Source organism: Pseudomonas sp. MWU12-2319 (assembly GCF_023242525.1).
GTDB lineage: Bacteria > Pseudomonadota > Gammaproteobacteria > Pseudomonadales > Pseudomonadaceae > Aquipseudomonas > Aquipseudomonas gingeri_D.
The window spans coordinates 97,904-122,553 of sequence record NZ_JALJES010000005.1; the positions used below are offsets into that span (position 1 = coordinate 97,904).

At 61.7% G+C, this 24,650-nt stretch carries 25 protein-coding genes; 13 read left to right on the plus strand and 12 right to left on the minus strand.

Annotated elements, in window-relative coordinates; translation table 11 throughout:
• The first annotated feature begins 2 nt into the window (after positions 1 to 2).
• The 5 genes from M5C01_RS10075 to M5C01_RS10095 all read left to right on the plus strand — a co-directional run bounded on the left by M5C01_RS10075 (position 3) and on the right by M5C01_RS10095 (position 4,261).
• Positions 3 to 413 (plus strand): nuclear transport factor 2 family protein, encoded by a 411-nt coding sequence (locus tag M5C01_RS10075; RefSeq protein ID WP_103496487.1) that lies wholly within the window; start codon positions 3 to 5, stop codon positions 411 to 413.
• 54 nt (positions 414 to 467) lie between these two features.
• Positions 468 to 1,976, plus strand: a complete 1,509-nt coding sequence (locus M5C01_RS10080; protein ID WP_152738360.1) for a cytosine permease — start codon at positions 468 to 470, stop codon at positions 1,974 to 1,976.
• An 83-nt stretch (positions 1,977 to 2,059) separates the two neighbouring features.
• A complete protein-coding gene (locus M5C01_RS10085; RefSeq protein WP_103496485.1) occupies positions 2,060 to 3,439 on the plus strand; it encodes a sodium:solute symporter in 1,380 nt (459 codons plus the stop codon).
• A 259-nt stretch (positions 3,440 to 3,698) separates the two neighbouring features.
• On the plus strand, positions 3,699 to 4,013 hold the full coding sequence (locus tag M5C01_RS10090) for an acyl carrier protein (RefSeq protein ID WP_152738357.1): 315 nt from the start codon (positions 3,699 to 3,701) through the stop codon (positions 4,011 to 4,013).
• Positions 4,010 to 4,261: an acyl carrier protein gene (locus M5C01_RS10095; protein ID WP_152738354.1), complete on the plus strand. Its 252-nt coding sequence runs from the start codon at positions 4,010 to 4,012 to the stop codon at positions 4,259 to 4,261. Before M5C01_RS10090 ends, M5C01_RS10095 begins: the two co-directional genes overlap by 4 nt.
• A 57-nt stretch (positions 4,262 to 4,318) precedes the next feature.
• Here the strand turns inward: M5C01_RS10095 and M5C01_RS32865 are convergent, their stop codons facing one another.
• Both M5C01_RS32865 and M5C01_RS10100 read right to left on the minus strand, forming a co-directional pair.
• Positions 4,319 to 4,444, minus strand: coding sequence for a PA1414 family protein (locus tag M5C01_RS32865; protein ID WP_017903325.1), 126 nt, complete (start codon positions 4,442 to 4,444; stop codon positions 4,319 to 4,321).
• Positions 4,445 to 4,570: 126 nt separating this feature from the next.
• Positions 4,571 to 5,473 carry a LysR family transcriptional regulator gene (locus tag M5C01_RS10100; RefSeq protein ID WP_103496482.1) on the minus strand — a complete coding sequence of 301 codons (903 nt, stop codon included), beginning with the start codon at positions 5,471 to 5,473 and terminating at the stop codon, positions 4,571 to 4,573.
• 103 nt (positions 5,474 to 5,576) lie between these two features.
• On the opposite strand from M5C01_RS10100, the gene M5C01_RS10105 reads away from it, so the two are divergent.
• Complete coding sequence (locus tag M5C01_RS10105) at positions 5,577 to 6,755, plus strand: MFS transporter (RefSeq protein ID WP_152738351.1); 1,179 nt, start codon at positions 5,577 to 5,579, stop codon at positions 6,753 to 6,755.
• A gap of 137 nt (positions 6,756 to 6,892) precedes the next feature.
• On the opposite strand, the gene M5C01_RS10110 is transcribed toward M5C01_RS10105, so the two are convergent.
• A complete protein-coding gene (locus tag M5C01_RS10110) occupies positions 6,893 to 7,729 on the minus strand; it encodes a S1-like domain-containing RNA-binding protein (protein ID WP_100938929.1) in 837 nt (278 codons plus the stop codon).
• A 347-nt stretch (positions 7,730 to 8,076) separates the two neighbouring features.
• On the opposite strand from M5C01_RS10110, the gene M5C01_RS10115 reads away from it, so the two are divergent.
• Positions 8,077 to 8,265, plus strand: a complete 189-nt coding sequence (locus M5C01_RS10115) for a hypothetical protein (RefSeq protein ID WP_176987101.1) — start codon at positions 8,077 to 8,079, stop codon at positions 8,263 to 8,265.
• Between the two features lie 220 nt (positions 8,266 to 8,485).
• The gene (locus M5C01_RS10120) at positions 8,486 to 9,355 is read left to right on the plus strand and encodes a DUF6279 family lipoprotein (RefSeq protein ID WP_152738348.1); all 870 of its coding nucleotides are present in this window, start codon (positions 8,486 to 8,488) and stop codon (positions 9,353 to 9,355) included.
• A 29-nt stretch (positions 9,356 to 9,384) separates the two neighbouring features.
• Here M5C01_RS10120 and M5C01_RS10125 read toward each other — a convergent pair whose 3' ends face one another.
• From M5C01_RS10125 to M5C01_RS10145, 5 genes are all read right to left on the minus strand, one after another.
• Entirely contained in the window at positions 9,385 to 9,777 is a 393-nt protein-coding gene (locus M5C01_RS10125; protein WP_152738345.1) for a transcriptional regulator, read from the minus strand.
• A gap of 196 nt (positions 9,778 to 9,973) precedes the next feature.
• On the minus strand, positions 9,974 to 11,338 hold the full coding sequence (locus M5C01_RS10130; RefSeq protein WP_152738342.1) for a hypothetical protein: 1,365 nt from the start codon (positions 11,336 to 11,338) through the stop codon (positions 9,974 to 9,976).
• Positions 11,338 to 12,585: a DUF6384 family protein gene (locus M5C01_RS32960; protein ID WP_178129815.1), complete on the minus strand. Its 1,248-nt coding sequence runs from the start codon at positions 12,583 to 12,585 to the stop codon at positions 11,338 to 11,340. Before M5C01_RS32960 ends, M5C01_RS10130 begins: the two co-directional genes overlap by 1 nt.
• A gap of 1 nt (position 12,586) precedes the next feature.
• On the minus strand, positions 12,587 to 13,714 hold the full coding sequence (locus M5C01_RS10140) for a merozoite surface protein 3b (RefSeq protein ID WP_152738339.1): 1,128 nt from the start codon (positions 13,712 to 13,714) through the stop codon (positions 12,587 to 12,589).
• A 250-nt stretch (positions 13,715 to 13,964) separates the two neighbouring features.
• Positions 13,965 to 15,311, minus strand: a complete 1,347-nt coding sequence (locus tag M5C01_RS10145; RefSeq protein ID WP_177100033.1) for a DEAD/DEAH box helicase — start codon at positions 15,309 to 15,311, stop codon at positions 13,965 to 13,967.
• A gap of 193 nt (positions 15,312 to 15,504) precedes the next feature.
• Between M5C01_RS10145 and M5C01_RS10150 the strand changes: the two genes are divergently transcribed.
• Positions 15,505 to 16,803, plus strand: coding sequence for a mechanosensitive ion channel family protein (locus M5C01_RS10150; protein ID WP_152738333.1), 1,299 nt, complete (start codon positions 15,505 to 15,507; stop codon positions 16,801 to 16,803).
• Here the strand turns inward: M5C01_RS10150 and M5C01_RS10155 are convergent.
• From M5C01_RS10155 to M5C01_RS10165, 3 genes are all read right to left on the minus strand, one after another.
• Positions 16,800 to 17,660, minus strand: coding sequence for a carboxylate/amino acid/amine transporter (locus M5C01_RS10155; RefSeq protein WP_103499817.1), 861 nt, complete (start codon positions 17,658 to 17,660; stop codon positions 16,800 to 16,802). The two genes, M5C01_RS10150 and M5C01_RS10155, sit on opposite strands and share 4 nt — an antisense overlap.
• A gap of 252 nt (positions 17,661 to 17,912) precedes the next feature.
• A complete protein-coding gene (locus tag M5C01_RS10160; RefSeq protein WP_103499816.1) occupies positions 17,913 to 18,512 on the minus strand; it encodes an FMN-dependent NADH-azoreductase in 600 nt (199 codons plus the stop codon).
• 148 nt (positions 18,513 to 18,660) lie between these two features.
• Positions 18,661 to 18,975, minus strand: coding sequence for a 3-phosphoglycerate kinase (locus M5C01_RS10165; RefSeq protein ID WP_103499815.1), 315 nt, complete (start codon positions 18,973 to 18,975; stop codon positions 18,661 to 18,663).
• Positions 18,976 to 19,024: 49 nt separating this feature from the next.
• Between M5C01_RS10165 and M5C01_RS10170 the strand changes: the two genes are divergently transcribed.
• From M5C01_RS10170 to M5C01_RS10185, 4 genes are all read left to right on the plus strand, one after another.
• Complete coding sequence (locus M5C01_RS10170) at positions 19,025 to 19,948, plus strand: LysR family transcriptional regulator (RefSeq protein ID WP_100938915.1); 924 nt, start codon at positions 19,025 to 19,027, stop codon at positions 19,946 to 19,948.
• Between the two features lie 14 nt (positions 19,949 to 19,962).
• Positions 19,963 to 20,766 carry an alpha/beta hydrolase gene (locus M5C01_RS10175; protein ID WP_248764305.1) on the plus strand — a complete coding sequence of 268 codons (804 nt, stop codon included), beginning with the start codon at positions 19,963 to 19,965 and terminating at the stop codon, positions 20,764 to 20,766.
• Positions 20,767 to 20,769: 3 nt separating this feature from the next.
• A complete protein-coding gene (locus tag M5C01_RS10180; RefSeq protein ID WP_103499813.1) occupies positions 20,770 to 21,336 on the plus strand; it encodes a peptidylprolyl isomerase in 567 nt (188 codons plus the stop codon).
• 85 nt (positions 21,337 to 21,421) lie between these two features.
• A complete protein-coding gene (locus M5C01_RS10185; RefSeq protein ID WP_103499812.1) occupies positions 21,422 to 23,254 on the plus strand; it encodes an ABC transporter ATP-binding protein in 1,833 nt (610 codons plus the stop codon).
• 37 nt (positions 23,255 to 23,291) lie between these two features.
• On the opposite strand, the gene M5C01_RS10190 is transcribed toward M5C01_RS10185, so the two are convergent.
• A complete protein-coding gene (locus tag M5C01_RS10190) occupies positions 23,292 to 24,416 on the minus strand; it encodes a GNAT family N-acetyltransferase (protein WP_152738326.1) in 1,125 nt (374 codons plus the stop codon).
• Between the last annotated feature and the right edge of the window lie 234 nt (positions 24,417 to 24,650).

Consider the following 24,650-nt stretch of genomic DNA (forward strand, 5'->3'; position numbering starts at 1 on the left):
CCATGAACGACCGTGACCAGGTACTCGAGGCCGCCGCCGAGCTGGTGGCCGCCTTCGCCGCCAATGATCGCGAAGCCTACTTCGGCGCCTTCAGCGCCGATGCCAGCTTCGTTTTCTACACCCTCGAACAGCCCTTGCTGTCACGCGATGCCTATCAGGCGCTGTGGGACAACTGGCGGGCGGAGGACGGCTTCGAGGTGATTTCGTGCACCTCAAGCAACGCTTTCGTCAGCCTGCAGGGCGATGTGGCGATTTTCATCCATGACGTGGCCACCGAGCTGCGCATGCAAGGGGAGCTTCTCTTTAGCCAGGAGCGCGAAACCATTGTGTTTCGCAAACAACGAGAATCAGGCCCATGGCTGGCCTGCCACGAGCATTTGTCAGCGAAACCCCAGGGAATGCCCTCCCCTTAGCCAACCCCGGTAGCCCTCGCGGAAGACGAAGGCACCGCAGTGATCGGAGCGATCATGAATAAAAACAACAATGAAAAAAGCCTTGGCAGCATTGAAACCAACGGGGTCGAACAGATCCCCGACCACGAACGCGATGCCCGACCCAGCGACCTGTTTCGCCTGATCTTCGGCGGTGCGAATACCTTTGCCACCGCCGTGCTCGGCAGTTTCCCGGTGCTCTTCGGCCTGTCCTTCCAGGCCGGTGTCTGGGCGATCGTCCTGGGCGTTGTACTAGGCGCGCTGATCCTCGCGCCCATGGGCCTGTTCGGTCCGATCAATGGCACCAACAACGCCGTGTCCTCCGGGGCGCACTTCGGTGTGCACGGGCGGATCGTCGGCTCGTTCCTGTCGCTGTTGACCGCCATCGCGTTCTTCTCGCTCTCGGTGTGGAGCTCGGGGGATGCCCTGATCGGCGGCGCCAAGCGGCTGGTCGATATGCCGGAAACCGACCTGACCCTGGGCCTGGCCTACGGCCTGTTCGCGATCCTGGTGCTGACGGTATGCATCTACGGCTTCCGCTTCATGCTGTGGGTCAACCGCATCGCCGTATGGGCCGCAAGCCTGTTGTTCCTGCTGGGGATCTTTGCCTTTGCACCGGCCTTCGACAGTCACTTCGCCGGAACCGTGGCGATGGGTCAGGCCGGTTTCTGGGCGGCCTTTATCGGCGCCGCGCTGGTGGCCATGAGCAACCCGATTTCCTTCGGGGCGTTTCTCGGCGACTGGTCGCGTTATATCCCCCGCGAAACCTCGAAAGTCCGGATCATGCTGGCGGTGATCGCCGCGCAGATCGCCACCTTGATCCCCTTCCTGTTTGGCCTGGCCACCGCGACCATCGTGGCGATCAAGGCACCGGACTACATCACCGCGAACAACTATGTCGGCGGCCTGCTGGCCGTCTCGCCGACCTGGTTCTTCCTGCCGGTGTGCCTGATCGCGGTGATCGGCGGCATGTCCACCGGCACCACCTCGCTGTATGGCACCGGGCTGGACATGTCCAGCGTGTTCCCACGGCTGCTGTCGCGGGTCAAGGCGACCCTGCTGATCGGCGTGCTGTCGATTGCCTTTATCTTCATCGGACGCTTCGCGGCGAACCTGGTGCAGAGCGTGTCGACCTTCGCCGTGCTGATCATCACCTGCACCACCCCGTGGATGGTGATCATGATCATCGGCCTGCTGGTACGTCGTGGTTACTACTGCCCGGATGACCTGCAAGTCTTCACCCGCGGCGAAACCGGCGGGTGCTACTGGTTCAGCCACGGCTGGAACTGGCGCGGCCTGGGCGCCTGGATCCCCAGCGCGCTGGTGGGCCTGTGCTTCGTCAACCTGCCGGGGCAGTTCGTCGGCCCGCTGGGCAACCTGGCCGACGGCATCGACATCAGCCTGCCGATCACCCTCGGGCTGGCGTCGCTGATGTACCTGGCGCTGCTCAGCCTGTTCCCGGAGACGGCAGAGGTTTATGGACCGCGGGATGCGCGCAGCCGGGATGGCAAAACATTGAAGCCCGGGATGCGCCAGGCGGCCTGATAGTGCCGTGGCGAGCCCCCTCGCCACAGCATGTGCCTTGAACTTTGCTCGACCATAAAAAAGATAATCGGAGACACGCCGTCATGGCTTTGGATTTATTGGTTGTACTCATTTATGCCGCCGGCATGCTCGTGCTCGGTTACTACGGCATGCGCAAGGCCAAGACGCACGAAGACTACCTGGTGGCCGGACGCAACCTGGGCCCGACGCTGTATATGGGCACCATGGCCGCCACGGTACTGGGTGGTGCCTCCACCGTCGGCACCGTACGCCTGGGCTATGTCCACGGCATTTCCGGCTTCTGGCTCTGCGCGGCCCTGGGTTTCGGCATCATCGCGCTGAACCTGTTCCTCGCCAAACCGCTGCTTAAACTGAAGATCTTCACCGTGACCCAGGTCCTGGAGAAGCGCTACAACCCCATGGCCCGTCAGGCCAGCGCGGTGATCATGCTGGCCTACGCGCTGATGATCGGCGTGACCTCGATCCTCGCCATCGGCACCGTGCTGCAAGTGCTGTTCAACCTGCCGTTCTGGCTCTCGGTACTGCTGGGCGGCGGCGTGGTGGTGGTTTACTCGACCATCGGCGGCATGTGGTCGCTGACCCTGACCGATATCGTCCAGTTCGTCATCAAGACCGTGGGCCTGATGTTCATCCTGTTGCCGATCTGCCTCTACCGCGTCGGCGGCTGGGACCAACTGGTGAGCAAGCTGCCGGCAAGCAGCTTCAGCTTCACCACCATCGGCTGGGACACCATCATCACCTACTTCCTGATCTACTTCTTCGGCATCCTGATCGGCCAGGACATCTGGCAACGGGTGTTCACCGCCAAGGACGAGAAAGTCGCGAAGTATGCCGGCAGCGTCGCCGGGGTCTACTGTATCGCCTACGGCCTGGCCTGTGCCCTGATCGGCATGGCCGCCCATGTGCTGATTCCCGACCTGGCCAACGTCAACAACGCCTTTGCCGCCATCGTCAAACAGTCGCTGCCCGATGGCATTCGTGGCCTGGTGATCGCCGCGGCCCTGGCGGCCATGATGTCCACCGCCAGTGCCGGCCTGCTGGCCGCCTCCACCGTGCTGACCGAAGACCTGCTGCCGAAACTGCGCGGCGGCAAGCAGTCGAGCCTGGGGATCAACCGCCTGTTCACCTGCCTGACCGGGATCGTCGTGCTGGGTATCGCCCTGGTGGTCAGCGACGTGATCAGCGCCCTGACCCTGGCCTACAACCTGCTGGTGGGCGGCATGCTGATTCCGCTGATCGGCGCAATCTTCTGGAAGCCCGCCACCACCAGCGGCGCCATTACCAGCATGGCCCTGGGCTTCATCACCGCCCTGGTGTTCATGATCAAGGACGGCCTGGACGCCAATACCCCAATCTACTACAGCCTGGCCATCGGCCTGATCAGCTTCGTCGTGGTCAGCCTGTTGTCTCCGCGCCCGGCCAGCGTCGCCAGCGCCATCTGATACCGCGGTTACTTCAGCGGGTGCGACGTCGGTTGTCGCACCCGTTTTTTTTGCCTGCCGCCTTCCCCCATTGAGCGCCCTGCGCACGCTCAGGGAGATGAACGGTCAGGTCCCGCGCAAAACTTGTGCTGTACTGGCCTATAGCGACTACCTTTTTGATTAACCGGAAGGTACAAGGATCGCGGGTGTCGTAGTTTGGCCACTATCGCAATGCCCCAGGAAAGGGTCGAACAATAAGAAACCCTTCTTCGAGGCTCTTATGAACAGACTCGAGATTCATCAGCAAATCTGCCATTCCATTGAAGAACAACTGTCGCTGAAATGGTCGCAAGATCCGTCAAAGGCCACGGACAACACCTGTTCCCTTGATCTCGTCGAGTTGTTCCACAACCTTGAGTGCCTGTTCGATGTGCGGCTGGATCTGAACCGCGACCTGATAGGCATCACCACCCTTGGCGATCTCAGTCAATTTATCTATGAAAAAACCCGGCCTGCCGAACCCGCCGGATTCCCTCCCCCAGGCACACTCCCGCGGCCCTGCCCGCAAAGGCAACCGGGGAGACCGGGCGCATGAAAAGAGCCGATATTCGCAAGAGCGTGCATGATTTCGTCAGCCAACGGCTCGACGACCACCAGGCGTTCGCTGACGATCAGAGCTTGCAGGGATTGGGATTCGACACCCAGGACATTGAAGACCTGATGTTCCATCTTGAAGATGAGTTTGATTTGACGGCGTTTACCGAAGAGGAAGACCGCTTGCTCAAGGAAGCGGTCACGGTCAACGACTTGAGTCGTTTCCTGGAGAAAATCGCCAGGCATTGAACTTCGCCAACACGGCACGGCGAACAGCGCTGAACCCTGTTGCCGGCCCGTGGGCGCTTAGCGACGCGGCTGACGGCGACGGCGATCATCGTCGGTACGAATAGGTACCGGCTGCAGTGGCGGTTCGATCAGACCCAGGGCAACACCGAGGTCATGGAGCCAGGTTTGCAGTTTGTCTTTCATATAGCCCCCTTCAGGGTAATGCGAGCGACGGGATTCTGTAGCCGCTTCACACAGATCATAGCCCTAAGTCCTACGCAATGCTGTCCCTTGCAGCAGGATCTTTGATTTAAATCATGGCAAAACGCTTCAAGCCGACGCACGGAGCCCTTCGGCACTGTCCGCCAGGGGCAGCAAGGCGCTTTTCTGCAGCTCGATCCAGGCCGCCAGGTTGGCGCCGACCATGCCTTTGCGCCACATCAGCCAGGTGGTGGCGCTGGCAAAAGGCTCGACCAGCCGATGCACCGACACGCTTTCCCGCCCGGGCAGGCTGGCCAGCATCGACTCGGACATCATCGCCACGCCGGAGCCGGCGGTGACACAGGCGAGCATTCCGGGATAGGACTCGATCTCGATGGCCCGGCCCATGGCCGCGTGATAGTGGCCGAACCAGGCCTCCAGGCGCAGACGGTAGGCACAGCCGCGGCGGAAGGTGAAAACCGGCTGCCCCTGCACCTCCAGGGCACTGCGCACCGGCGGGTGATCGGCCGGTGCGATCAGCACCAGGGTTTCATCGCAGAATGCAAGGCCGTCGAGCCCCGCCAACTGCAGCGGGCCATCCACCAGGGCGGCATCCAGGCGCCCGGAGACCAGCCCTTCGAGCAATTCGCCGCTGGGCGCGGACTGCACCTGCAGGTTCACTTCGGGATAGGTGCGGTGATAACGCGCCAACATCGACGGCAGGTAAATCGCCGCGGTGCTGTACATGGTGCCCAGTACGAAGTCCCCCGCCGGTTGCCCGCCACGCACGGCCGCCTGGGCCTCGTCATGCAGCGAAAACAGCCGGTTCGAGTAATCGAGCAGGACCTTGCCGGCCGGAGACAATTGCAGGCGCTGGCGTTCACGCAGGAACAGTTCGACCCCCAATTGCTCCTCGAGCTGCCTGATGCGCGTGGACAGGTTCGACGGCACCCGGTGCAGGCGCTCGGCGGCGCGAGTGATGGAACCCTCCTCGGCGACCGCGTGGAAGATCCGCAATTGGCTGAACTCCATGACCCTCTCCAAAACTGAACAAGTTACTCACTATTATTCATTTTTAAAGAAAGTCAATCGATCCTAGCCTGACGGTCATAGTCCTCTGTCGGGAAATGACGCCATGTCACCTCTGATTCGTTTAACCGCCTGCTTTATCGCCCTGATGATGGCCATGGGGGTGGGCCGCTTTGCCCTGACCCCGCAACTGCCGCACCTGATCAGCGAAGGCCAGATCGACCTGACCGCCGGCGGCCTGATCGCCGCCGCCAATTACCTGGGCTACCTGCTGGGCGCGGTGGACGCCATGTTCGCCCGGCGCGCGCACCATGTCCGCCTGCGCCTGCTCGCCGGCCTGTGGTTATGCGTGCTGTTGACCCTGGCCTCGTACTGGGCCCATGGGTTCTGGTCACACTGGCTGCTGCGCTTCGGCACCGGGGTGGCGAGTGCCTGGGTAGTGGTCATGATCACCAGCCTGAGCCAGCCGCTGGCCCATGCCGTCGGCCGTCCGCGCCTGGGTGCCTGGGTGTTTGCCGGTCCCGGCCTGGGCATCGTGCTCACCGGCTTGCTGGCGCTGGGCTCGAACCTGCGGGGAGAGAACTCGTCGACCCTGTGGCTGGTGTACGCTGGCGTCGGCCTGCTGATGTTGCTGTTGATCCTGCCCTTCCTGCCGCTGCCGAGCGCCACACCCGTGGCCACAACCACGGCCGACCCCGTGATCGTGGACACAGAACAGCAGTCCATCGGTCATCTGGGCCTGGTCTATGCCTTGTACGGCCTGGGCTACATCATTCCGGCGACCTTTCTTTCGCAGATGGCCAGTGCGCGCTTCCACGGGCAATGGCAGGCCGATCTGTTCTGGCCCGGCTTCGGCTTGGTCGCGGCCCTTGGCGTGGTGCTGGTGAGCCTGCGGCGCGCCAAACCCGACAGTACCCGTCGCTGGTTGATGGTGACGCTCTGGCTGCAGGCCGCCGGGGTCTTCGCCTGCCTGTTGTCGAGCGGCCTGGGGCTGGTGCTGGGGGTGATTCTCTGCGGTACGCCGTTCCTCGCCTGCATGCAGTTGGTCATGCAGCGCTCGCGGGAACTGGCGCCGCACGCCACCCATCGCAATGCCGGGTGGCTGACCGCCTGTTTCGCCATCGGCCAGCTCTGCGGGCCGTTGCTCGCGGCCTTGAGCAGCCACTTCAGCGGTGGCCTGCAACCGGCCTTGATCGTGGCGGGCAGCGGCCTGGTACTGGCGGGATTGGTGGTGTTGCGGCCGGTGGCGGCCGCAGCGCCCGGGGTGGCCCTGGTACGACGCTGAGCCTTGCAGGGTTGCGACAGGCAGGACAGCTACGCAGTCCATCGCCAGCAAGCCGGCGCCTACAGAATCACGCTGAAACGCGATTATTGTGGGAGCTGGCTTGCCGGCGATGACGTCAGCCCGGGCAACATCCACACTCAGCTCAATTCGATGCGATCGGCATGGATCACAATCTGCCCTTGCTTGTAGAGCGCGCCAATGGCTTTCTTGAAGTTGCCTTTGCTGACCCCGAACAAACCGCTGATCACGGTCGGATCGCTCTTGTCGCTGACCGCCAGCACCCCGTTGTTTTCACGCAACTTGGCGAGGATCTTGCTGTTCAGGCTACCGGAAGCCTCTTCGCCGACGGGTTGCAGGCTCAGGCTGATCTTGCCGTCGGCGCGGATCTCCTTGATAAAGCCCTTTTCCTCTTTGCCGGCCCGCAGGAACTTGAACACTTCGTTCTTGTGAATCAGCCCCCAATGCTTGTTGTTGATGATCGCCTTGAAGCCCATGTCGGTGGCTTCGGCCACCAGCAGGTCGACTTCCTGTCCGGGCGTGTAGCTGGCCGGAGTCTTGTCCAGGTAGCGATCCAGGCGGGCCGTGGCGGTAATACGACGGGTATGCTTGTCGAGATAGACATGCACCACGCAATAGTCGCCGGCGCTCAACTGGCGCTTCTCTTCGGAATACGGCAACAGCAGATCCTTGGGCAATCCCCAATCGAGGAACACACCAATACTGTTAACTTCCTTGACTTTGAGACTGGCGAACTCACCGACCTGAACTTTGGGTTTTTCCGTGGTGGCAATCAACTTGTCAGCACTGTCCAGATAAATGAAAACATTCAGCCAGTCTTCATCTTCACTGGGAATATCCTTGGGGATATAACGGTTGGGAAGAAGAATCTCGCCGTCCGCGCCGCCGTCCAGATACAAACCGAAATTAGTGTGTTTAACCACTTGCAAGCTGTTATAACGCCCGACTAAAGCCATTTCCAATACCCTCATTGCGTGGCTGGCATTCTACCCGAGTTTGACGACGCTGTTTCACAGCCCTTGCCCCCGGCTGAAAAGCCCGCTGCAAGGCTTGATTTTCAAGGGGTTGCCGACAGAAACAGGTCCGTTCGTCAGACCGACGACTGTGCTCGCCCTCGAAATTCGACCCTCGCGTGGAAAATATCGAGGCCGGGTTACGAGTCAAAACAGTAGCTTAGCCAATAATAACAAGGCCCCCACCACGTCTTGGCGAACACCCCACTACCTTTGCCCTGGATATTTATCAAGCAATTGTCAAGTCTTTCAGGTAGAATAATCGATCCAGTTAATATCTACACAGGTTAATGGCCGCCATGCGCGTAAAAGCATCGAACAGCAAAGCAAAGCCCGCTCCAGCCGTTGAAACCAGCGATTCGATCAACGAGCAAATTGCGGCTTTCCTGAAATCCGGCGGCGAGATCCAGCAAATTGCCAAAGGCGTCAGCGGCCAGACTTTCGGCCCGTCGAAACAGATCACCCTCGGCAAAAAGTAATTCCCCCCGCGCAACACCCAAGCCACTCTGCGCTTTGAACCTCAAGGCGCAGGGCTGAAGCAACACTCCCGCCCCCATTGCAGATACCGCGCCGATCACCCGTGCACAAGTCCCCTTGCGCCCGTATCAGCCGCCATGGTCATCGATGGAAACCATTGAGCGGTTGAACCACTGGCCGCAGAAGCGTTCCATGGAGAGATGTCCCCATCAGGATTCATCCATGTCGTACCGGCTGACCTCCCTCTTCTGGTTGCTGCTCCTGAGCCTGACCATCGGCGCCTGCTCGCGGGCAGGCCTGGCCTACCGCAACCTCGATGTGATCATTCCCTGGACCCTCGGCGACTACGTGGACATGAACCGCGGGCAGAAAGACTGGTTCCGCGAACGCCTCAAGGAGCACCTGCACTGGCATTGCACCACGCAACTGCCGGACTACCTGGACTGGCTCGAGCGCGTGCAGCAGATGGTCGAAACCCGTCAGGTCACCGATGCCAACGTGCAGGCCCGCACCGCCGAGGCCCGCCAGGCGATTGCCCAGGTCACGCGCACCGTCACGCCCTCGGCGGTCGAGTTGCTGCGGGGCCTGAGCGATCAACAGGTAAGCGAGATGAGCCAGGCTTTTGCCAAGGATCAGCGTGAACATCGAGCGGAGTACGTGACCCCGCCCGTCGACGAACAGATCCGCGACCGCGCCGAGCGCATGAGCAAGCGCCTCAAGGGCTGGCTGGGGCCATTGAGCCTGAGCCAGCAACAGCGCATCACCACCTGGTCCACCAGCCTCGGGGAACAGAACCGGCTATGGGTGGCCAACCGGATGAACTGGCAGATGCAATTGAGCGAGGCGGTCGAACAGCGCCAGCGCGCGGACTTCCCGCAACGGATCGAACAGCTGCTGCAAGATCAGGACAGCCTGTGGACCACCGAGTACCGCCAGGCCCACGAGCGTGCGGAGCAGGCCACCCGCAGCCTGCTGGTGGCGCTGATGGCCGAGAGCAACGCCGACCAACGGACGCGGCTACTGAAGAAGATCGACGAAATGCGCCAGGACTTCTCGCAGCTCAAATGCCTGAAAACCGCTCAGGGCGGTTGAGCAAAAGCCGTCGTCTGTTGGCCCAGGGCTCAGGCGATCTGCACCTTGGCGGCCAACTGATCGAAGGTGGCCGGGTCCAGCGCATCAACCTGCTCGTCGAGTACCTGCAAAGGGTGATCGTTGCCGGGAATGCTGCTGTCAAGCAGGCTCAACAGGGCAGAGCCACGCGGCGTAAGGATAAAGTTCTCGCCATTACCGCCCTCGTCCTCCGGGCGGCTCTCGATATAGTCGTGCTTGAGCAGCAGCCGTTCGTAATCGGCCGCCAGCACCTTCAGGTCATCGAGATTGCCCGTCGCCTGTCCCTGCGCGGCCTGGGCCGTGGCGTGCTCCTCGGCGTAGGCCCGGGGGGCGAAGCTATGACCGGCGCTGTTCTGCACCTCATGGAGCAAACGTTCGATCAGTTCCCAGTTGTAAGTCGTCATCCTGATTAACCCTTCACGTGTGAGAGTGAGAAGCCCTGCATAAGGATAGAGTAGTGTCGGCCATGACGGTTCAGCCGGTTTGCACCCACGGATGACCATTGGGCGGAAACCGCCCGACGCCTGGCCGATCGAGCCCGGGAGAAACGACACGGGGCAGCCTGCGCTGCCCCGTCCTTGTTCCGTCAGACCTTTCGATCTAGAGACTGTCGCTGGTGGAGAACCCGCCGCCACTCCCTGAGCTGGAAGAACCGGACGAGCTAGCGGAACTGGAACCGCCCGACGAACCGCCCCCAAAGAAGCTGCCCGAACTGCTGTGCGAACCGCGGCTCCGACTGCTGCTCGAACGGGCACTGCTGCTCGGGCTGGGAGCAACCCTGATGAACTCGCGGTTATTGTCCACCTCACTCACCACCTGGGAGAGCGACAGGGCGCCCCGCATGAACCCGACGAGCAAGCCATCAAGATCCACGTTCTGATAGTCGTAGCGGGAACTGATGAGTCCCCCTGACTGCAACGTACGCTCCAGTTGCTTGGCCAGCTCATAGCTGGCCTCGGCGTCCCGGCACTGCCGCTCCAGAGAAGGCACGCGCAACCGCAACACCTCCAGCTCAGCGCGCAGATCACGTACCCTGCGCACCAGCTCGTCATCCTGCGCACCCTGGGTCTGTCCGGCCAGGTGCTCCAGGGTCAGGTCATTCATCTCGGCCAGTTGCCGGGACAACAGCTCGGAGGCCTTGGCGAAACCCTCGTCACGCTTGCTGACGTAGGGCGCCAGGCGCTGATGGAGCGCATTGGCCTGCGCCTTGCCCGCTTCCAGCGCCTGCTGCGCTTGCCGCTGACGCTCTTGCAAGACCGGCAGATCGCTGGCGGACAGGGCACGTTGATGCAGCCGCGCGCGCTCGGCCTCCTGGGCCGCCCGATTTGCCTGACGCTCCTTGCCAACTGCTTCATTGGCCCGCTGCATGGCCAGCAGCGTGCGCTCGGCGGCACTGTTCTGGGTGAAATTGCACAGTCGCGCCACCCAACGGTCCAGCCCGCGCCAGACAAACCGACCGACATAACCCTCGGTACCGAATCCGCGGTCGCGCAGATAGACATAAAGCGGGTCGGCCTGGAATGCCTGGAGCTTGAGCCGACATTCATCGCGCAGTTCCTTGTAGGACTGCTCGTCGGCCTCGCTGATCAAGGCGGCCTGCTGCTGGTCCCGGAGGTCCTGCTCGACTTGCTGATCAAGGTCCGCCACCTGGGTCTCAAGCGCCTCGGCCAAGCCCGAGATCACCTGCAACTGCCCGGCAATGCCCTCCTCCACCTGCGCCAGCTCCTGACGCAAAGCGGCCTCCGCCTGCTCGCGCTGGTCGAGCAAACGCTGAACCTCGACAGACAGCGGGGCACCGCCGGACAGCTGATAATTGGCGATATGCGGAAAGGCGTTGCCGAGCCCCTGCTGCAGGCGCAACTCCTGATCGTGGGCAGCGGACAACTCGAGCTGCAGTTGGCGCAGCTGTGCCTCCAGGTTCCGGGAGTTGTCGCGGATGGAAGCTTCTATGCGGCTCGCGTTCATTACCACTCCAGGATGTAATCAGGTTTGGTTTTGACCGGTCCTTTGACGAACGTAAAGGACAGCGAGTTGGCCGCCTTTTTCCCCATCAGGCGATCATCGACAAGGCCATCCGCCTGCTTGTCATTCTTGGCCGCCTGGTAGGTGGCCTGATTGACCCGCACGCCAAATATCGAGGCATAACGCCGCTCCCCGGTCTCGACACTGGTGATGGGCAACGGGACGACATTGCCCGAGGCGTCGAGCGCCTCGGCCAGCAGGTACCAGGACTTGCCCCCGGTCGGATCGAAATTGCGCTCAACCATCGACTTCTCGCCGGTACGGCTGACCACTTCCAGGGTCAAGGGTGTCGCCGCTATCGCCCGCAGTTGCTCAACCTCCTTCAATCCCTGTTCGGCGGCCGTCGCATCCATGACCTTGACGGCCTGATCGACCTTGGCAAACAGCGGTTGGAACTGCCCGGCATCGGCGTTGCTCAAGCCCATCTTGCGCACTTGTTCCTGCGCATCCTGCAGCTTCGTCAACCAGGGCCTGATCGTGTCCGTTTGCGCGCTCAGCGTATCCAGCTGAGTCGCCAGTGCCTTCATGTCGGCACTGTCCTTCTTCAGGCTCTTGACCGCCGAGGCGGCCAGCTTGGAGTCCTCTTTGTAACTCTGTTCCGTGACGTGCACCGGCAGCGTGATCCGTTCTGCTGCACGCGCGGTCTCCAGCACCGGCCCGGTCTGTTCAAATACCTGCCGCGCCGCCGGCAAATTCGCCACAAGCCCATCGGCCTTCAGCGTGGAGACACGCTTTTCCAACTGCTCACGCTGCCCGGCATGGCTTGCAACCAGCGCCCTAGCCTCATCCACTCGACCCTGTGCTGCGCTCAGCGACGCCTGAGCAGAAAACTCCGAGACCGACGGCGCAACCAACAGCACCCACAACCCAACTCCCAGGACACCTACCGTAGGCAGCAGCCAGCGTCCACGAGTGATATAGACCCGTGCCAGCAGCCGGGTCATCGAGCCGAAAGTTGCCGGAGCCTGATACGTCAGGCGGTTGGCGAAGAAGTTGCGAACGCCCTCTTCGACCAGGGCATCCTCCACCTCGATGCCCTTGGCCCGGTAAAACTCACGAATCTGCTCTGCCACCCGCAGGCGATGCTTGGGGAGGTCCAGCTGTTTCTGCAGTTCGGCCTGGCTGAAACGCATCTCGTCGATCAGCGCCATGGCCCCCATCTGCTCGGTGAGGGAAACAACGTTGCTCACTTCAGATCCCCTTTTGCAGGAGCGCGCTGAAGCGACGCTTGCTGTCCTCGGTGATCGACTCGATTTCCGCCGCCGCCGCGGAAGACTCCTTGCGCAACTCCTGGATCAGGCTCAGGCTGCTGGCCTGGAAATCCACCACGGCATCGGCCAGGGCCTTGACCGAACTGGCCTTCAGGGTCGAGCCATAGCCGGCCTTCAACGCTGCATTCAACTGCTCGCCGCCGACCTTGGCCTGGATCTCCAGGCTGGAGTTGATCCCCTGGTTCATCGCATTCAGGGTGTTGGTCACCTCGGCCAGCCCGCCAGACGAGGTAAAGCCCGCCGCCAGGCCGGTCAGGACGATTTCGTTGGTGGCGAAAAAGCTCACGGCACGCTGGTACAGCCGCTCTTTGACGCTGTGGTACTGGCTCAGGCGCGCAAACACCAGCTCGGCCGCGTTGTAGGCGGTCTTCAACTGATCGGCGATATCGGTGATGATCTGGTAACGCTTGTCCTCGTCCTGCAGGTCGCGCAAGGCGACATCCCGTGCCAGTTCGAGCTTGGCCCGTTCGGTCGCTTCCAGCTCGGCACCCTCCAGGGCCGCGCCAGCCTCGGTCAGGCCCTGGCGCCCGCTATCCATCTTCGCCTGGGCGATTTTCTGCACTTCGCAGGCATCTATCTCGGCCGTTTTCATCGCCAGGCGATAGTCCTGATAGGCTTCGAGAATCAGGGTTTCCAGCTGTATCTGCTCATTGGCCGACTTCGCCACATCCAGGTAGTTCTTGCGAATGCTCTCGAAGCGATCCGGGATCGAACCGCGGCGCATATTCATCCAGCCCAGTTGGATGCGCTCGGAGAACTGCAGCTTGCCGTCGGCCATCCATTCCATCATCTGCCGGGCATCGGCCTGGATCGAATCGAAGCTGGCGGCGATATCGGCATAACGGGTGCTGACGTCCATGCTCTGCAACTTGTCGCGGACCACGGCATTGAACACCGTGGACTGTTGCAGCGTGGCGGCGATGGCGGTGACGCGGGTGGCGTCATACACCGACACCTGGTCCAGCAGTGCCAGCACGGGAGCATTCTGGTCCGGGAAAGTGATGCCGATGGAGCGCAAGGCAGACATGGAGCGTTCGAGGTAGTTCATGAGCATATTCCCTATACGGAGCCTTCCAGGGCTCCATCATCCTGCCAACGTGAGCGCGAAATAATACCAGAGCGTCGTTGTTGAAGTTCCCATCTGACTGCCGTTTTTTAGCAAAGTGCCACTACCGCCCTTCACTATTTGAAGGGCAGCTGCGCAAGCATCGCCCCACAAAAACGCCAATGCCCCGACAAGTCGGGGCATTGGTGGGAGAGCAACCGCTTCACTGCGTTTTCACGCAACCGATAGCGGGTTATTCGGCAGCCGGGGCTTCCGGCTTGCGGCGCTTGAGCGGCGCCATGCCGTCCTTGCTGACCAACGACAGGGCATCGGTCTTCGGCCGGTTGGCGATCTTGCGTTTGGTCGGTGCCTTGGCGGCCGACTTCTTCTTGTCGCCCTTGGCGTCGGTCTTTTTCTTCTTCACGCCGACAGCCTTGCCCGAAGCCTTGACCTTCTTCGGCCCGCCATAGGTGCCCTTGACTTCCTTGATGGTGCGGCGCTCGAAGCTCTGCTTGAGGTAGCGCTCGATGCTCGACATCAGGTTCCAGTCGCCATGGCAGATCAGCGAGATCGCCAGGCCGTCGTTACCGGCACGCCCGGTCCGACCGATACGGTGCACGTATTCGTCGCCGCTGCGCGGCATATCGAAGTTGATCACCATGTCCAGGCCGTCCACGTCCAGGCCGCGAGCGGCGACGTCGGTGGCCACGAGGATCTTCACCCCACCCTGCTTCAGGCGGTCGATGGCCAGCTTGCGGTCCTTCTGGTCCTTCTCGCCGTGCAGGACGAAAGCCTTGTATTCCTGAGCCACCAGGCGGCCGTAGATACGGTCGGCCATGGCCCGGGTGTTGGTGAAGACAATGGCTTTCTGATAGGTCTCGTTGGCCAGCAACCAGTTGAGGATCTGCTCTTTATGCTGGTTGTGGTCGGCGGTGATGATCTGCTGGCGCGTGGTGTCGTTCAGCTGGCTGACCGCATTGAGCTGCAGGTGCTCAGGGTTGTTCAAGACCTTGGCGATCATGTCGCGCAGGCCGGAACCGCCGGTGGTGGCGGAGAACAGCATGGTCTGCTGGCGGTTGGTGCATTCGTCCACCAGGCGCTGCACGTCTTCGGCAAAACCCATGTCGAGCATGCGGTCGGCTTCGTCGAGCACCAGCACTTCGACTTCTTTCAAGTCCAGGTTGCCGGCGTTCAGTTGCTCGATCATCCGCCCCGGGGTGCCGATCAGGATATCCGGCACCTTGCGCAGCATGGCGGCCTGGACCTTGAAGTCTTCACCACCGGTGATCAGGCCGGACTTGATGAAAGTGAACTGGGAGAAACGCTCGACTTCCTTGATGGTCTGCTGGGCCAGCTCACGGGTCGGCAGCAGGATCAGGGTCTTGATGCTGACGCGAACCTTGGCCGGGCCGATCAGGCGATTGAGGATCGGCAGGACGAACGCGGCGGTCTTGCCACTACCCGTTTGCGCCGTCACCCGCAGGTCACGCCCCTGCAACGCCAGTGGAATGGCCGCGGCCTGCACGGGCGTAGGCTCGACAAATTTAAGCTCGGCCACGGCTTTGAGCAGGCGTTCGTGCAGGGCGAATTCGGAAAACACGGGTGCTACCTCGAAGAAATACAAAATATCAGCGGCATAGGGTAACGGTTTCGAGCGCCGAGGCCGAGTTTCTTTGTGAAAAGCGCGACAAACAGCTCTGTTTTTGTGAGTGGATTTGTCTGTAACAGTCATCTTTGAAGTGTTAAATGCTCTAATCCCCCAGTTATTTCCTTCAGAAGATTCGTCATCCCCCATGGATATCAAACAGCTCTGGCTGCGCGCCCAGGACTTTTTCAGCGCCCTCGATCAACATCCCCTGCTGCAAACCGGGCTGGGCCTGGCCTTGTTGCTGATCGTGGCGCTGGTGCTCGGCCGGGTGGCGCGTTATGTGATCCTGCATACCGCCCGTCTGCTCGGGCGCCAGCCGGCGCTGCACTGGGTCAATGACCTGCTGCAGAACAAGGTCTTCCATCGCCTGGCGCAGACCACGCCCTCGCTGGTGATCCAGTTCGGCCTGCACCTGGTACCGGAACTGAGCAAGAACGGCCTGATCTTCTTCGGCAATGTCGCGCTGGCCTTTACCTTCCTGTTCCAGGTACTGGCCATGAGCGCCCTGCTCAATGCCCTGCTGGATATCTACGCACGCACCGAACATGCGCGCACGCGCTCGATCAAGGGTTATGTGCAGTTGGCGAAGATGGTGCTGTTCGTATTCGGCGCCATTGTGATCGTCGCCACGCTGATCGACCGTTCGCCGCTGTTGCTGCTCTCGGGCCTGGGCGCCATGTCGGCGGTGATCCTGTTGGTCTACAAGGACACCCTGCTGTCCTTCGTCGCCAGCGTGCAGTTGACCAGCAACGACATGCTGCGGGTCGGCGACTGGATCGAGATGCCCCAGGTCGGCGCCGACGGCGATGTGGTGGACATCACCCTGCACACGGTCAAGGTGCAGAATTTCGACAAGACCATCGTCTCGATCCCGACCTGGCGGCTGATGTCCGAGTCGTTCCGCAACTGGCGCGGCATGCAGCAATCCGGTGGCCGGCGGATCAAGCGCAGCCTGTTTATCGACGCCGGCGCCGTGCGTTTCCTCCACGATGACGAAGAACAGCGGCTGAGCCGGGTGCGCCTGCTCACCGACTATATCGCTCGCAAGCAGGCCGAGCTCAAGGCCTGGAACGAAGCCCAGGGCAATGTCGCGGCGATGGCGGCGAACCGTCGACGCATGACCAACCTGGGGACCTTTCGCGCCTACGCCCTGGCGTATCTGAAGAGTCATCCGGAAGTACAGCCGGACATGACCTGCATGGTCCGCCAGATGCAGACCACGGCCCAGGGTGTACCGCTGGAGATCTACTGCTTCACCTCCACCACCGCCTGGGCCGACTACGAACGTATCCAGGGGGATATTTTCGATTACCTGCTGGCGGTGCTGCCGGAGTTCGGCCTGAGCCTGTACCAGCAGCCGAGCGGCAACGACCTGCGGGTCGGGATGTTGCCGGCGCTGTTGGGCGCCAGCCATATTCCCGAGCCGCAGGAGCACGCGCTCTAGGCTTTGAGCGGACGCGCGCCCAGGCGGCTGATCCAGACTGCCGCAAGAATCACCAGGCCGCCGAAGAACAATCGCCCCAAGGGTTCATGCTGGTTCCAGATCAACAGGTTGATCAGCAGCCCCACCGGCACATGCAGGTTGTTCATCACCGCCAGCGTGGCGCCATTGACCAGGCACGCGCCCTTGTTCCACCAGTACATCCCCAGCGCCGTGCTGACCAGTCCGAGGAACACCAGCACGCCCCATTGCAGCGGCCCCTCGGGCAGGTAATTAGTCTTGCCGAACAACAGGAACGCCGGCAATGCCACCGCCAGCGCGCCCAGGTAGAAATAGCCGAAACGCCGGTAATGCGGCAGGTCGCTGGGATGACGCGCCACCAGGTGCTTGTAGAGCACCTGTCCGGCGGCATAGGTGAAGTTGGCCAATTGCAGCAGCAGGAAGCCCATGAAGAAATCCGGATTGATCCGGTCGTAGCGGATCACCGCCGCACCGGCCACCGCCACCAGTGCCGCGAGCAAGGCCCAGGGATTGAAGCGTCGGTTCAAGGCATCTTCGATCAGGGTCACGTGCAACGGTGTAAGGATGGTGAACAGCAGCACCTCCGGCACCGTCAGCACCCGGAAGCTCAGGTACAGGCAGACGTAGGTGACGCCGAACTGCAAGGCGCCGATCAGCAGCATGCCGCGCATGAACGCCGGCTCCACCTGGCGCCAGCGGGTCAAGGGAATGAACACCAGCCCGGCCAGCAGCACCCGCACCAGCACGGCAAAGTAGCTGTCGACATGACCGGCCAGGTATTCACCGATCAGGCTGAAGGAAAACGCCTGGAGCAGCGTGACGAAAAGTAGATAACCCATAAGCCCTCACATATTGCCGCCCATCCCACAAAATGAACGGGCCTGCCATCGAATGGCCGCGACCTTAGCGACTTTCTGCCGCACAAGGAATCCGAGGCGAAAAAAAACCCGATCGGGCTGGGCGGCCGGATCGGGTTGCATGCACTCAGGGAGCAACCAGTGCAAAGGGAGGTTCTGCGCGTACAACTTGAAGGGGTTACTTGAAGAACTGTTGCTACTAAAACAATCGGCGATTAGCTGAACATTAAGCCCTCAAGCAACTTGGGCAATCCGCGCCTTGGCCTGGTTCAGGCCTTTTTCCTGGAAGTCGCCGCCCATGTTCAGGCCTTCGGCATGAATGAAGGTGACGTCGTGGATACCGATAAACGCCAGCACCTGGCGCAGGTAGGGTTCCTGATGATCGTTGGTGCCACCGGCATACAACCCGCCGCGCGCGGTCAGGACATAGGCTCGCTTGCCGACCAGCAGCCCTTGCGGGCCGGTGTCGGTGTACTTGAAGGTCAGGCCGGCCCGCAGCACATGGTCGAGCCAGGCCTTGAGGGTGCTCGGGATCGCGAAGTTGTACATCGGCGCGGCCAGCACCAGCACGTCCGCCGCCAGCAGCTCGTCGGTCAGCTGGTTGGAGCGCTCCAGCGCCGCCTTCTCGATGGCCGTACGTTGCTCGACGGGTTTCATCCAGCCGCCCAGCAGGTGGCTGTCCAGATGCGGCACCGGATCGGTTGCCAGATCACGGACAGTGATCGGATCGGCCGGGTGAGCGGCTTGCCATTGACCGATGAATTGCTGGGTCAACTGGCGGGAAACCGAGTCTTGCTGGCGGGCGCTGCTTTCGATGATCAGTACGCGGGACATGGGATGTAGGCTCCATCGCTAGGGGCTGTAAGTCGATGGAGTGAAGATTAAACAGCACTTAGCCGATAAAAAAGCCGAAAAAATGACTACAACCTATCTATAAATTTGTTGATAGGCGGAGCATGCTTGGCAGAATGCTCCTGGAGGGTCATTTCGCTACGCAAGTCAGTCCCAGGCTCAACCGGATGATGCTGCGGGTGAATTTGGCGCTGGCATTCTTGCTCTTCCCGGCCGGCAGATCGAGCTTGCGGGTCCGTGGGGCCTCGGGGCCGTTACGGAACACCACGGTGCACAACGCGTCGGTTTTCCCGTAGTTGTTCACCTGGATGGAACCGATATCCGTATCGGTATCGAAGGTCGTGTAGTCGATGCTCAGGCCGTTGAGTTGTTTTTCGACCTCGATGGGATAGGCGAATGCCGTCAAGGGCAGCATGGCCAGCAACACACAACAGATTTTTCTCATTCGGCGGTCTCCATTAGGGACCGCCAGCTTAGGACAAGAGGAACCCAACTTGAAAGCGCCACGCGTGACCCTTGATCAATGGCGAACGCTGCAGGCCGTGGTCGATCACGGCGGCTTCGCCCAGGCCGCCGAAGCCCTGCATCGTTCGCAGTCGTCCGTCAGCTATACCGTGGCCCGCATGCAGGATCAGCTCGGGGTGCCACTGTTGCGCATCGATGGGCGCAAAGCCGTGCTCACCGAGGCCGGCGGCGTGCTGCTGCGGCGCTCCCGGCAACTGGTGAAACAGGCCAGCCAGCTGGAAGACCTGGCCCACCATATGGAGCAGGGCTGGGAAGCCGAAGTGCGCCTGGTGGTGGACGCCGCCTACCCCAATGCCCGTCTGGTCCGGGCGCTGACCGCGTTCATGCCGCAAAGCCGCGGTTGCCGGGTGCGCCTGCGCGAAGAAGTGCTGTCGGGGGTGGAGGAAGTCCTCCTCGAAGGCGTCGCGGACCTGGCCATCAGTGGCTTCAATATCCCCGGTTACCTGGGCACCGAGATGAGTGCGGTGGAATTCGTCGCCGTCGCCCACCCGGAACACGCCCTGCACCGCCTGCAACGCACCTTGACCTTCCAGGACCTGGAAAGCCAGCTGCAGGTGGTGATCCGTGACTCCGGCCGCCAGCAACCGCGCGATGTCGGCTGGCTCGGTGCCGAGCAGCGCTGGACCGTCGGCAGCCTGGCCACCGCCGCCACCTTTATCGGCAACGGCCTGGGCTTTGCCTGGCTGCCGCGGCACATGATCGAACGGGAAATCCGGGAAGGTCTGCTCAAGGTGCTACCGTTGGATCAGGGCGGCAGCCGCCATCCGACGTTCTATCTGTACTCGAACAAGGACAAACCCCTGGGGCCGGCCACGCAGATTCTCATCGAACTGCTGCGCACCTTCGACACCGCGCCGCTGGACGCCCCCTTCGCTGCTCCCCAGCAAGCCTGACAGGACGTTGACCGATGGCCTATTTCGAACACGAAGGTTGTACGCTGCACTATGAGGAATACGGCCAGGGCACACCGGTGCTGTTGATACATGGCCTGGGGTCCAGCACCCTCGACTGGGAAATGCAGATACCGGCATTGTCAGAGCAGCACCGGGTAATCGTCATGGACATGCGCGGCCACGGTCGCTCCGACAAGCCTCGCCAGCGCTACAGCATCGCTGGGTTCAGCGCCGATGTAACGGCCCTGATCGAACACCTGAAACTGGACCCTCCGCACCTGGTGGGCCTGTCCATGGGCGGGATGATCAGTTTCCAACTGGCAGTGGATCAGCCGCAAATGTTCAAGAGCTTGTGCGTGGTTAACAGCGCGCCCGAAGTCAAGGTCCGCAAGCCCGGCGACTACCTGCAATGGGCCAAGCGCTGGAGCCTGGCCCGGCTGCTGGGTCCGAAGCGCATCGGCAAGGCCTTGAGCGTGATGCTGTTCCCAAAACCCGAGCAGGCAGAATTGCGGCGCGAGATGACCGAGCGCTGGGCAAGAAACGACAAACGTGCTTATCTCGCCAGCTTCGACGCCATCGTCGGCTGGGGTGTCCAGGAACAACTTTCACGGATTGCCTGTCCAACCCTGATCGTCAGCGCCGACCATGACTACACACCGGTCGCGTTGAAGGAAAGCTATGTCAAACTGATTCCCGATGCGCGTCTGGTGGTGATCGCCGACTCACGCCACGCCACGCCGCTGGATCAACCCCAGGTCTTCAACCAAACCCTGCTTGAGTTTCTAACCGCAGTCGAAACCACCACCCAGGATCACTGAACCATGCTGAAAAAAATCGCCCTGTTCACCGGCTCCGTCCTCTTTGCCGCCAACCTGATGGCCGCCACCGATGCCGCCAAGGCGCCCCATGTGGAACTGGTGACCACCAACGGCACCATTGAAATCGAGCTGGACCCGGTGCATGCGCCGATCAGCACCAAGAACTTCCTCGCCTACGTGGACAGTGGTTTCTATAACAACACCATCTTCCACCGGGTGATTCCGGGCTTCATGGTCCAGGGCGGCGGTTTCACCGCGCAAATGTCGCAGAAGCCGACCCAGGCGCCGATCAAGAACGAAGCCAGCAACGGCCTGCACAACGTGCGCGGCAGCTTGTCGATGGCGCGGACCTCGGACCCGAACTCGGCCACCAGCCAATTCTTCATCAACGTGAAGGACAATGACTTCCTCGACCCGGGCCGTGACGCCGGCTATGCGGTCTTCGCCAAGGTGGTCAAGGGCATGGAGGTGGTCGATATCATCGTCAACTCACCGACCACCACCAAGCAGGGCATGTCGGACGTGCCGTCGGACCCGGTGTATATCAAGTCGGCCAAACGGATCGACTAATGGCAGGCGCAAGCTTCAGGCCGGATGCCCGTGGCTTGCGCCGCTTCATCTTCAAGGAGAGCCCGCCTGACGGGCGTCAGAACCCATGCTCTATCGTCGTTTTGAACAACTGATCGATATTTTCCGCGACGCCCCCACTGCCGCTCCGCCAAACACTGTCCTGCCCTTCTACCTGTATTACCTGCGCCAGGTCTGGCCAAGCTTCGCCGCACTGTTGATCGTCGGCTTGTTCGCCGCGCTGATCGAAGTGGCGCTGTTCAGCTACCTGAGCCGGATCATCGACCTGGCCCAGGGCACGCCCAATACCGAATTCTTCCAGGTCCATGGCCGCGAACTGCTGTGGATGGCCGTGGTCGCCCTGATCCTGCGGCCGATCTTCTTCGGCCTGCACGACCTGCTGGTGCACCAGACCATCAGCCCGGGCATGACCAGCCTGATTCGCTGGCAAAACCACAGCTATGTACTCAGGCAGAGCCTCAACTTCTTCCAGAACGATTTCGCCGGACGCATCGCCCAGCGCATCATGCAGACCGGCAACTCGCTGCGTGACTCCGCCGTCCAGGCCGTCGATGCCATCTGGCATGTGCTGATCTACGTCATCAGCTCCCTGGTGCTGTTCGTCGAAGCGGACTGGCGCCTGATGATCCCGCTGCTGATCTGGATCGCCTGCTACATCGGCGCGCTGTACTACTTCGTGCCACGGGTGAAGGCGCGCTCGGTGATTTCCTCCGAAGCCCGTTCCAAACTCATGGGCCGGATCGTCGACGGCTACACCAACATCACCACCCTGAAGCTGTTTGCCCACACCCGTTTCGAGCAGCAATACGCCCGTGATGCCCTGGTGGAGCAGACCGAAAAAACCCAACTGGCGGCCCGCGTGGTGACCAGCATGGACGTCGTCATCACCAGCCTCAACGGCCTGCTGATCGTCACCACCACGGGCCTCGCGCTGTGGCTGTGGACCCAGTCGCTGATCTCGGTCGGCGCCATTGCCCTGGCCACCGGACTGGTGATCCGTATCGTCAACATGTCCGGTTGGATCATGTGGGTGGTCAACGGCATTTTCGAAAATATCGGCATGGTCCAGGACGGTCTGCAGACCATCGCCCAACCGGTCAGCGTCACCGACCGCGAGCAGGCGCCGCGCCTGCGGGTCACCCAGGGCGAGGTGCGCTTCGAGCATGTGGACTTCCACTACGGCAAACGCAGCGGGGTGATCAGCGACCTCAACCTGACGATTCGTCCCGGGGAGAAAATCGGCCTGATCGGTCCGTCGGGGGCCGGCAAGTCGACCCTGGTCAACCTGCTGCTGCGGCTCTATGACCTGCAAGGCGGGCGGATCCTGGTGGATGGCCAGGACATTGCCGAAGTCGCCCAGGAAAGCCTGCGCGAACGCATCGGCATGATTACCCAGGACACTTCGCTGCTGCACCGTTCGATCCGCGACAACCTGCTCTACGGCAAACCCGATGCCAGCGACGCCGAACTCTGGGAGGCGGTGCGCAAGGCCCGGGCCGATGAGTTCATCCCGCTGTTGTCGGATGCCGAGGGCCGCACCGGCTTCGACGCCCATGTCGGCGAGCGCGGGGTGAAACTCTCCGGTGGCCAGCGCCAGCGCGTCGCGATTGCCCGGGTCCTGCTCAAGGACGCGCCGATCCTGATCATGGACGAAGCGACCTCGGCCCTGGATTCGGAAGTGGAAGCGGCGATCCAGGAAAGCCTGGAAACCCTGATGGAAGGCAAGACCGTGATCGCCATTGCCCACCGTCTGTCGACCATTGCCCGCATGGACCGCCTGGTGGTCCTGGAAAATGGCCGGATCGCCGAAACCGGCAGTCATGCCGAGCTGTTGGCCCATGGCGGCCTATATGCACGCCTGTGGCAGCACCAGACCGGCGGGTTTGTCGGTATCGATTGAACGTCACCGTCGCCCCCGGAAGGGGGCGGTTGCCCCATCAGGCCTGCCGGTAAGGCAGTGCCGCCTTCGCCTCTTCGGCATAGGCCAGAATGCCCACCCGTTCCTGTGCAAGGAAATCCTTCACCGCCGTGCGCAACCCCGGATGACGCAGGTAATGCCAGGAGTGGGTGATCACCGGCTCGAAACCGCGAATCAACTTGTGCTCGCCCTGGGCACCGGCATCGAAGCGTTGCAAACCCTGGGCGATGGCGTAGTCCATGCCCTGGTAGAAGCAGGTCTCGAAATGCAGCCGGTCGAACTCCGCCAGACAGCCCCAGTAACGTCCGTAGAAACTGTCGCCGCCGATCAGGCTGAAAGCCATCGCCACGGGCCGCCCGCCCTGCTTGGCCAGGACCACGCGGATCGACTCGGGCATGCGCTCGGCCAGCAGGCTGAAGAATTCCCGGGTCAGGTAGGGCGTCTGGCGTCGCACCGCATAGGTATTGGCATAACAGGCGTAGACGAAGTCCCACTGGGCCTCGCTCAACTCGCGCCCTTCCAGCCATTGGAAATCGAAGCCCTGTCCGGCGACCTGCTCGCGCTCCTTGCGCATCTGCTTGCGCTTGCGCGAACTCAGGGTATCGAGGAAGTCCTGGAAATCCCGGTAGCCGCGGTTCTGCCAATGAAACTGGCAACCGTAACGCAGCAGCCAGCCGGGTTGTTCGCCCAGGGCGGCATCGGCCAGGGCATCGGTGAAGTTGATATGGGCGCTGGAAAGCTCTTCGATCTCCAGATAACCCGGCAAGGCGGCCAGCAACTCGAAACCGTCCTCGGCCTTGGCCGCCAGCAATCGCGCGCCGCCCACCGGACTGAACGGTACGGCGGTCAACAGCTTGGGGTAGTAGGCGATGCCCGCGCGCTCGCAGGCCTCGGCCCAGCCGTGATCGAACACATATTCGCCATAGGAATGCCATTTGCGATAACTCGGCAGGGCCGCCAGCAGACGACCGTCCTCCACATGCAACAGATGCTCCGGCTGCCAGCCCGAGTGCGGACCGAGGCTGCCGCTGTCTTCCAAGGCACTCAGGAACCCATGGCTGAGGAATGGCTGGCCGTCGGGTACCAGCGCATCCCATTGCTCGGCAGCGACCTCAGAAAGGCTTTGCAGACGTTGTAACGGCATCGATATCCCCAGGCAGGTGCAACATGCAGAGCGAGTATCGCGCATGTGTGGCAGGAAGGGCGACAGGTAGAACGGAAAACCGATAGCGGTCTGAAAGTCCGCCGGGAAGGGAATCTTAAAAACTATTTCATTGGACTTGAAAGTCGCCTGGGAACACCATTCCAGAAGGTTACAGAACAGCGGCCGGGCTGTTCGACCGAGGGCTTTGAGGGCAGGTATCGCGCACGGACAGAA

Coding starts and splice junctions, on each gene's coding strand:
- M5C01_RS10075 (WP_103496487.1), top strand. CDS start 3: ATGAACGACCGTGACCAGGTACTCGAGGCCGCCGCCGAGCTGGTGGCC.
- M5C01_RS10080 (WP_152738360.1), top strand. CDS start 468: ATGAATAAAAACAACAATGAAAAAAGCCTTGGCAGCATTGAAACCAAC.
- M5C01_RS10085 (WP_103496485.1), top strand. CDS start 2,060: ATGGCTTTGGATTTATTGGTTGTACTCATTTATGCCGCCGGCATGCTC.
- M5C01_RS10090 (WP_152738357.1), top strand. CDS start 3,699: ATGAACAGACTCGAGATTCATCAGCAAATCTGCCATTCCATTGAAGAA.
- M5C01_RS10095 (WP_152738354.1), top strand. CDS start 4,010: ATGAAAAGAGCCGATATTCGCAAGAGCGTGCATGATTTCGTCAGCCAA.
- M5C01_RS32865 (WP_017903325.1), bottom strand. CDS start 4,444: ATGAAAGACAAACTGCAAACCTGGCTCCATGACCTCGGTGTTGCCCTG.
- M5C01_RS10100 (WP_103496482.1), bottom strand. CDS start 5,473: ATGGAGTTCAGCCAATTGCGGATCTTCCACGCGGTCGCCGAGGAGGGT.
- M5C01_RS10105 (WP_152738351.1), top strand. CDS start 5,577: ATGTCACCTCTGATTCGTTTAACCGCCTGCTTTATCGCCCTGATGATG.
- M5C01_RS10110 (WP_100938929.1), bottom strand. CDS start 7,729: ATGGCTTTAGTCGGGCGTTATAACAGCTTGCAAGTGGTTAAACACACT.
- M5C01_RS10115 (WP_176987101.1), top strand. CDS start 8,077: ATGGCCGCCATGCGCGTAAAAGCATCGAACAGCAAAGCAAAGCCCGCT.
- M5C01_RS10120 (WP_152738348.1), top strand. CDS start 8,486: ATGTCGTACCGGCTGACCTCCCTCTTCTGGTTGCTGCTCCTGAGCCTG.
- M5C01_RS10125 (WP_152738345.1), bottom strand. CDS start 9,777: ATGACGACTTACAACTGGGAACTGATCGAACGTTTGCTCCATGAGGTG.
- M5C01_RS10130 (WP_152738342.1), bottom strand. CDS start 11,338: ATGAACGCGAGCCGCATAGAAGCTTCCATCCGCGACAACTCCCGGAAC.
- M5C01_RS10140 (WP_152738339.1), bottom strand. CDS start 13,714: ATGAACTACCTCGAACGCTCCATGTCTGCCTTGCGCTCCATCGGCATC.
- M5C01_RS10150 (WP_152738333.1), top strand. CDS start 15,505: ATGGATATCAAACAGCTCTGGCTGCGCGCCCAGGACTTTTTCAGCGCC.
- M5C01_RS10155 (WP_103499817.1), bottom strand. CDS start 17,660: ATGGGTTATCTACTTTTCGTCACGCTGCTCCAGGCGTTTTCCTTCAGC.
- M5C01_RS10160 (WP_103499816.1), bottom strand. CDS start 18,512: ATGTCCCGCGTACTGATCATCGAAAGCAGCGCCCGCCAGCAAGACTCG.
- M5C01_RS10165 (WP_103499815.1), bottom strand. CDS start 18,975: ATGAGAAAAATCTGTTGTGTGTTGCTGGCCATGCTGCCCTTGACGGCA.
- M5C01_RS10175 (WP_248764305.1), top strand. CDS start 19,963: ATGGCCTATTTCGAACACGAAGGTTGTACGCTGCACTATGAGGAATAC.
- M5C01_RS10180 (WP_103499813.1), top strand. CDS start 20,770: ATGCTGAAAAAAATCGCCCTGTTCACCGGCTCCGTCCTCTTTGCCGCC.
- M5C01_RS10185 (WP_103499812.1), top strand. CDS start 21,422: ATGCTCTATCGTCGTTTTGAACAACTGATCGATATTTTCCGCGACGCC.
- M5C01_RS10190 (WP_152738326.1), bottom strand. CDS start 24,416: ATGCCGTTACAACGTCTGCAAAGCCTTTCTGAGGTCGCTGCCGAGCAA.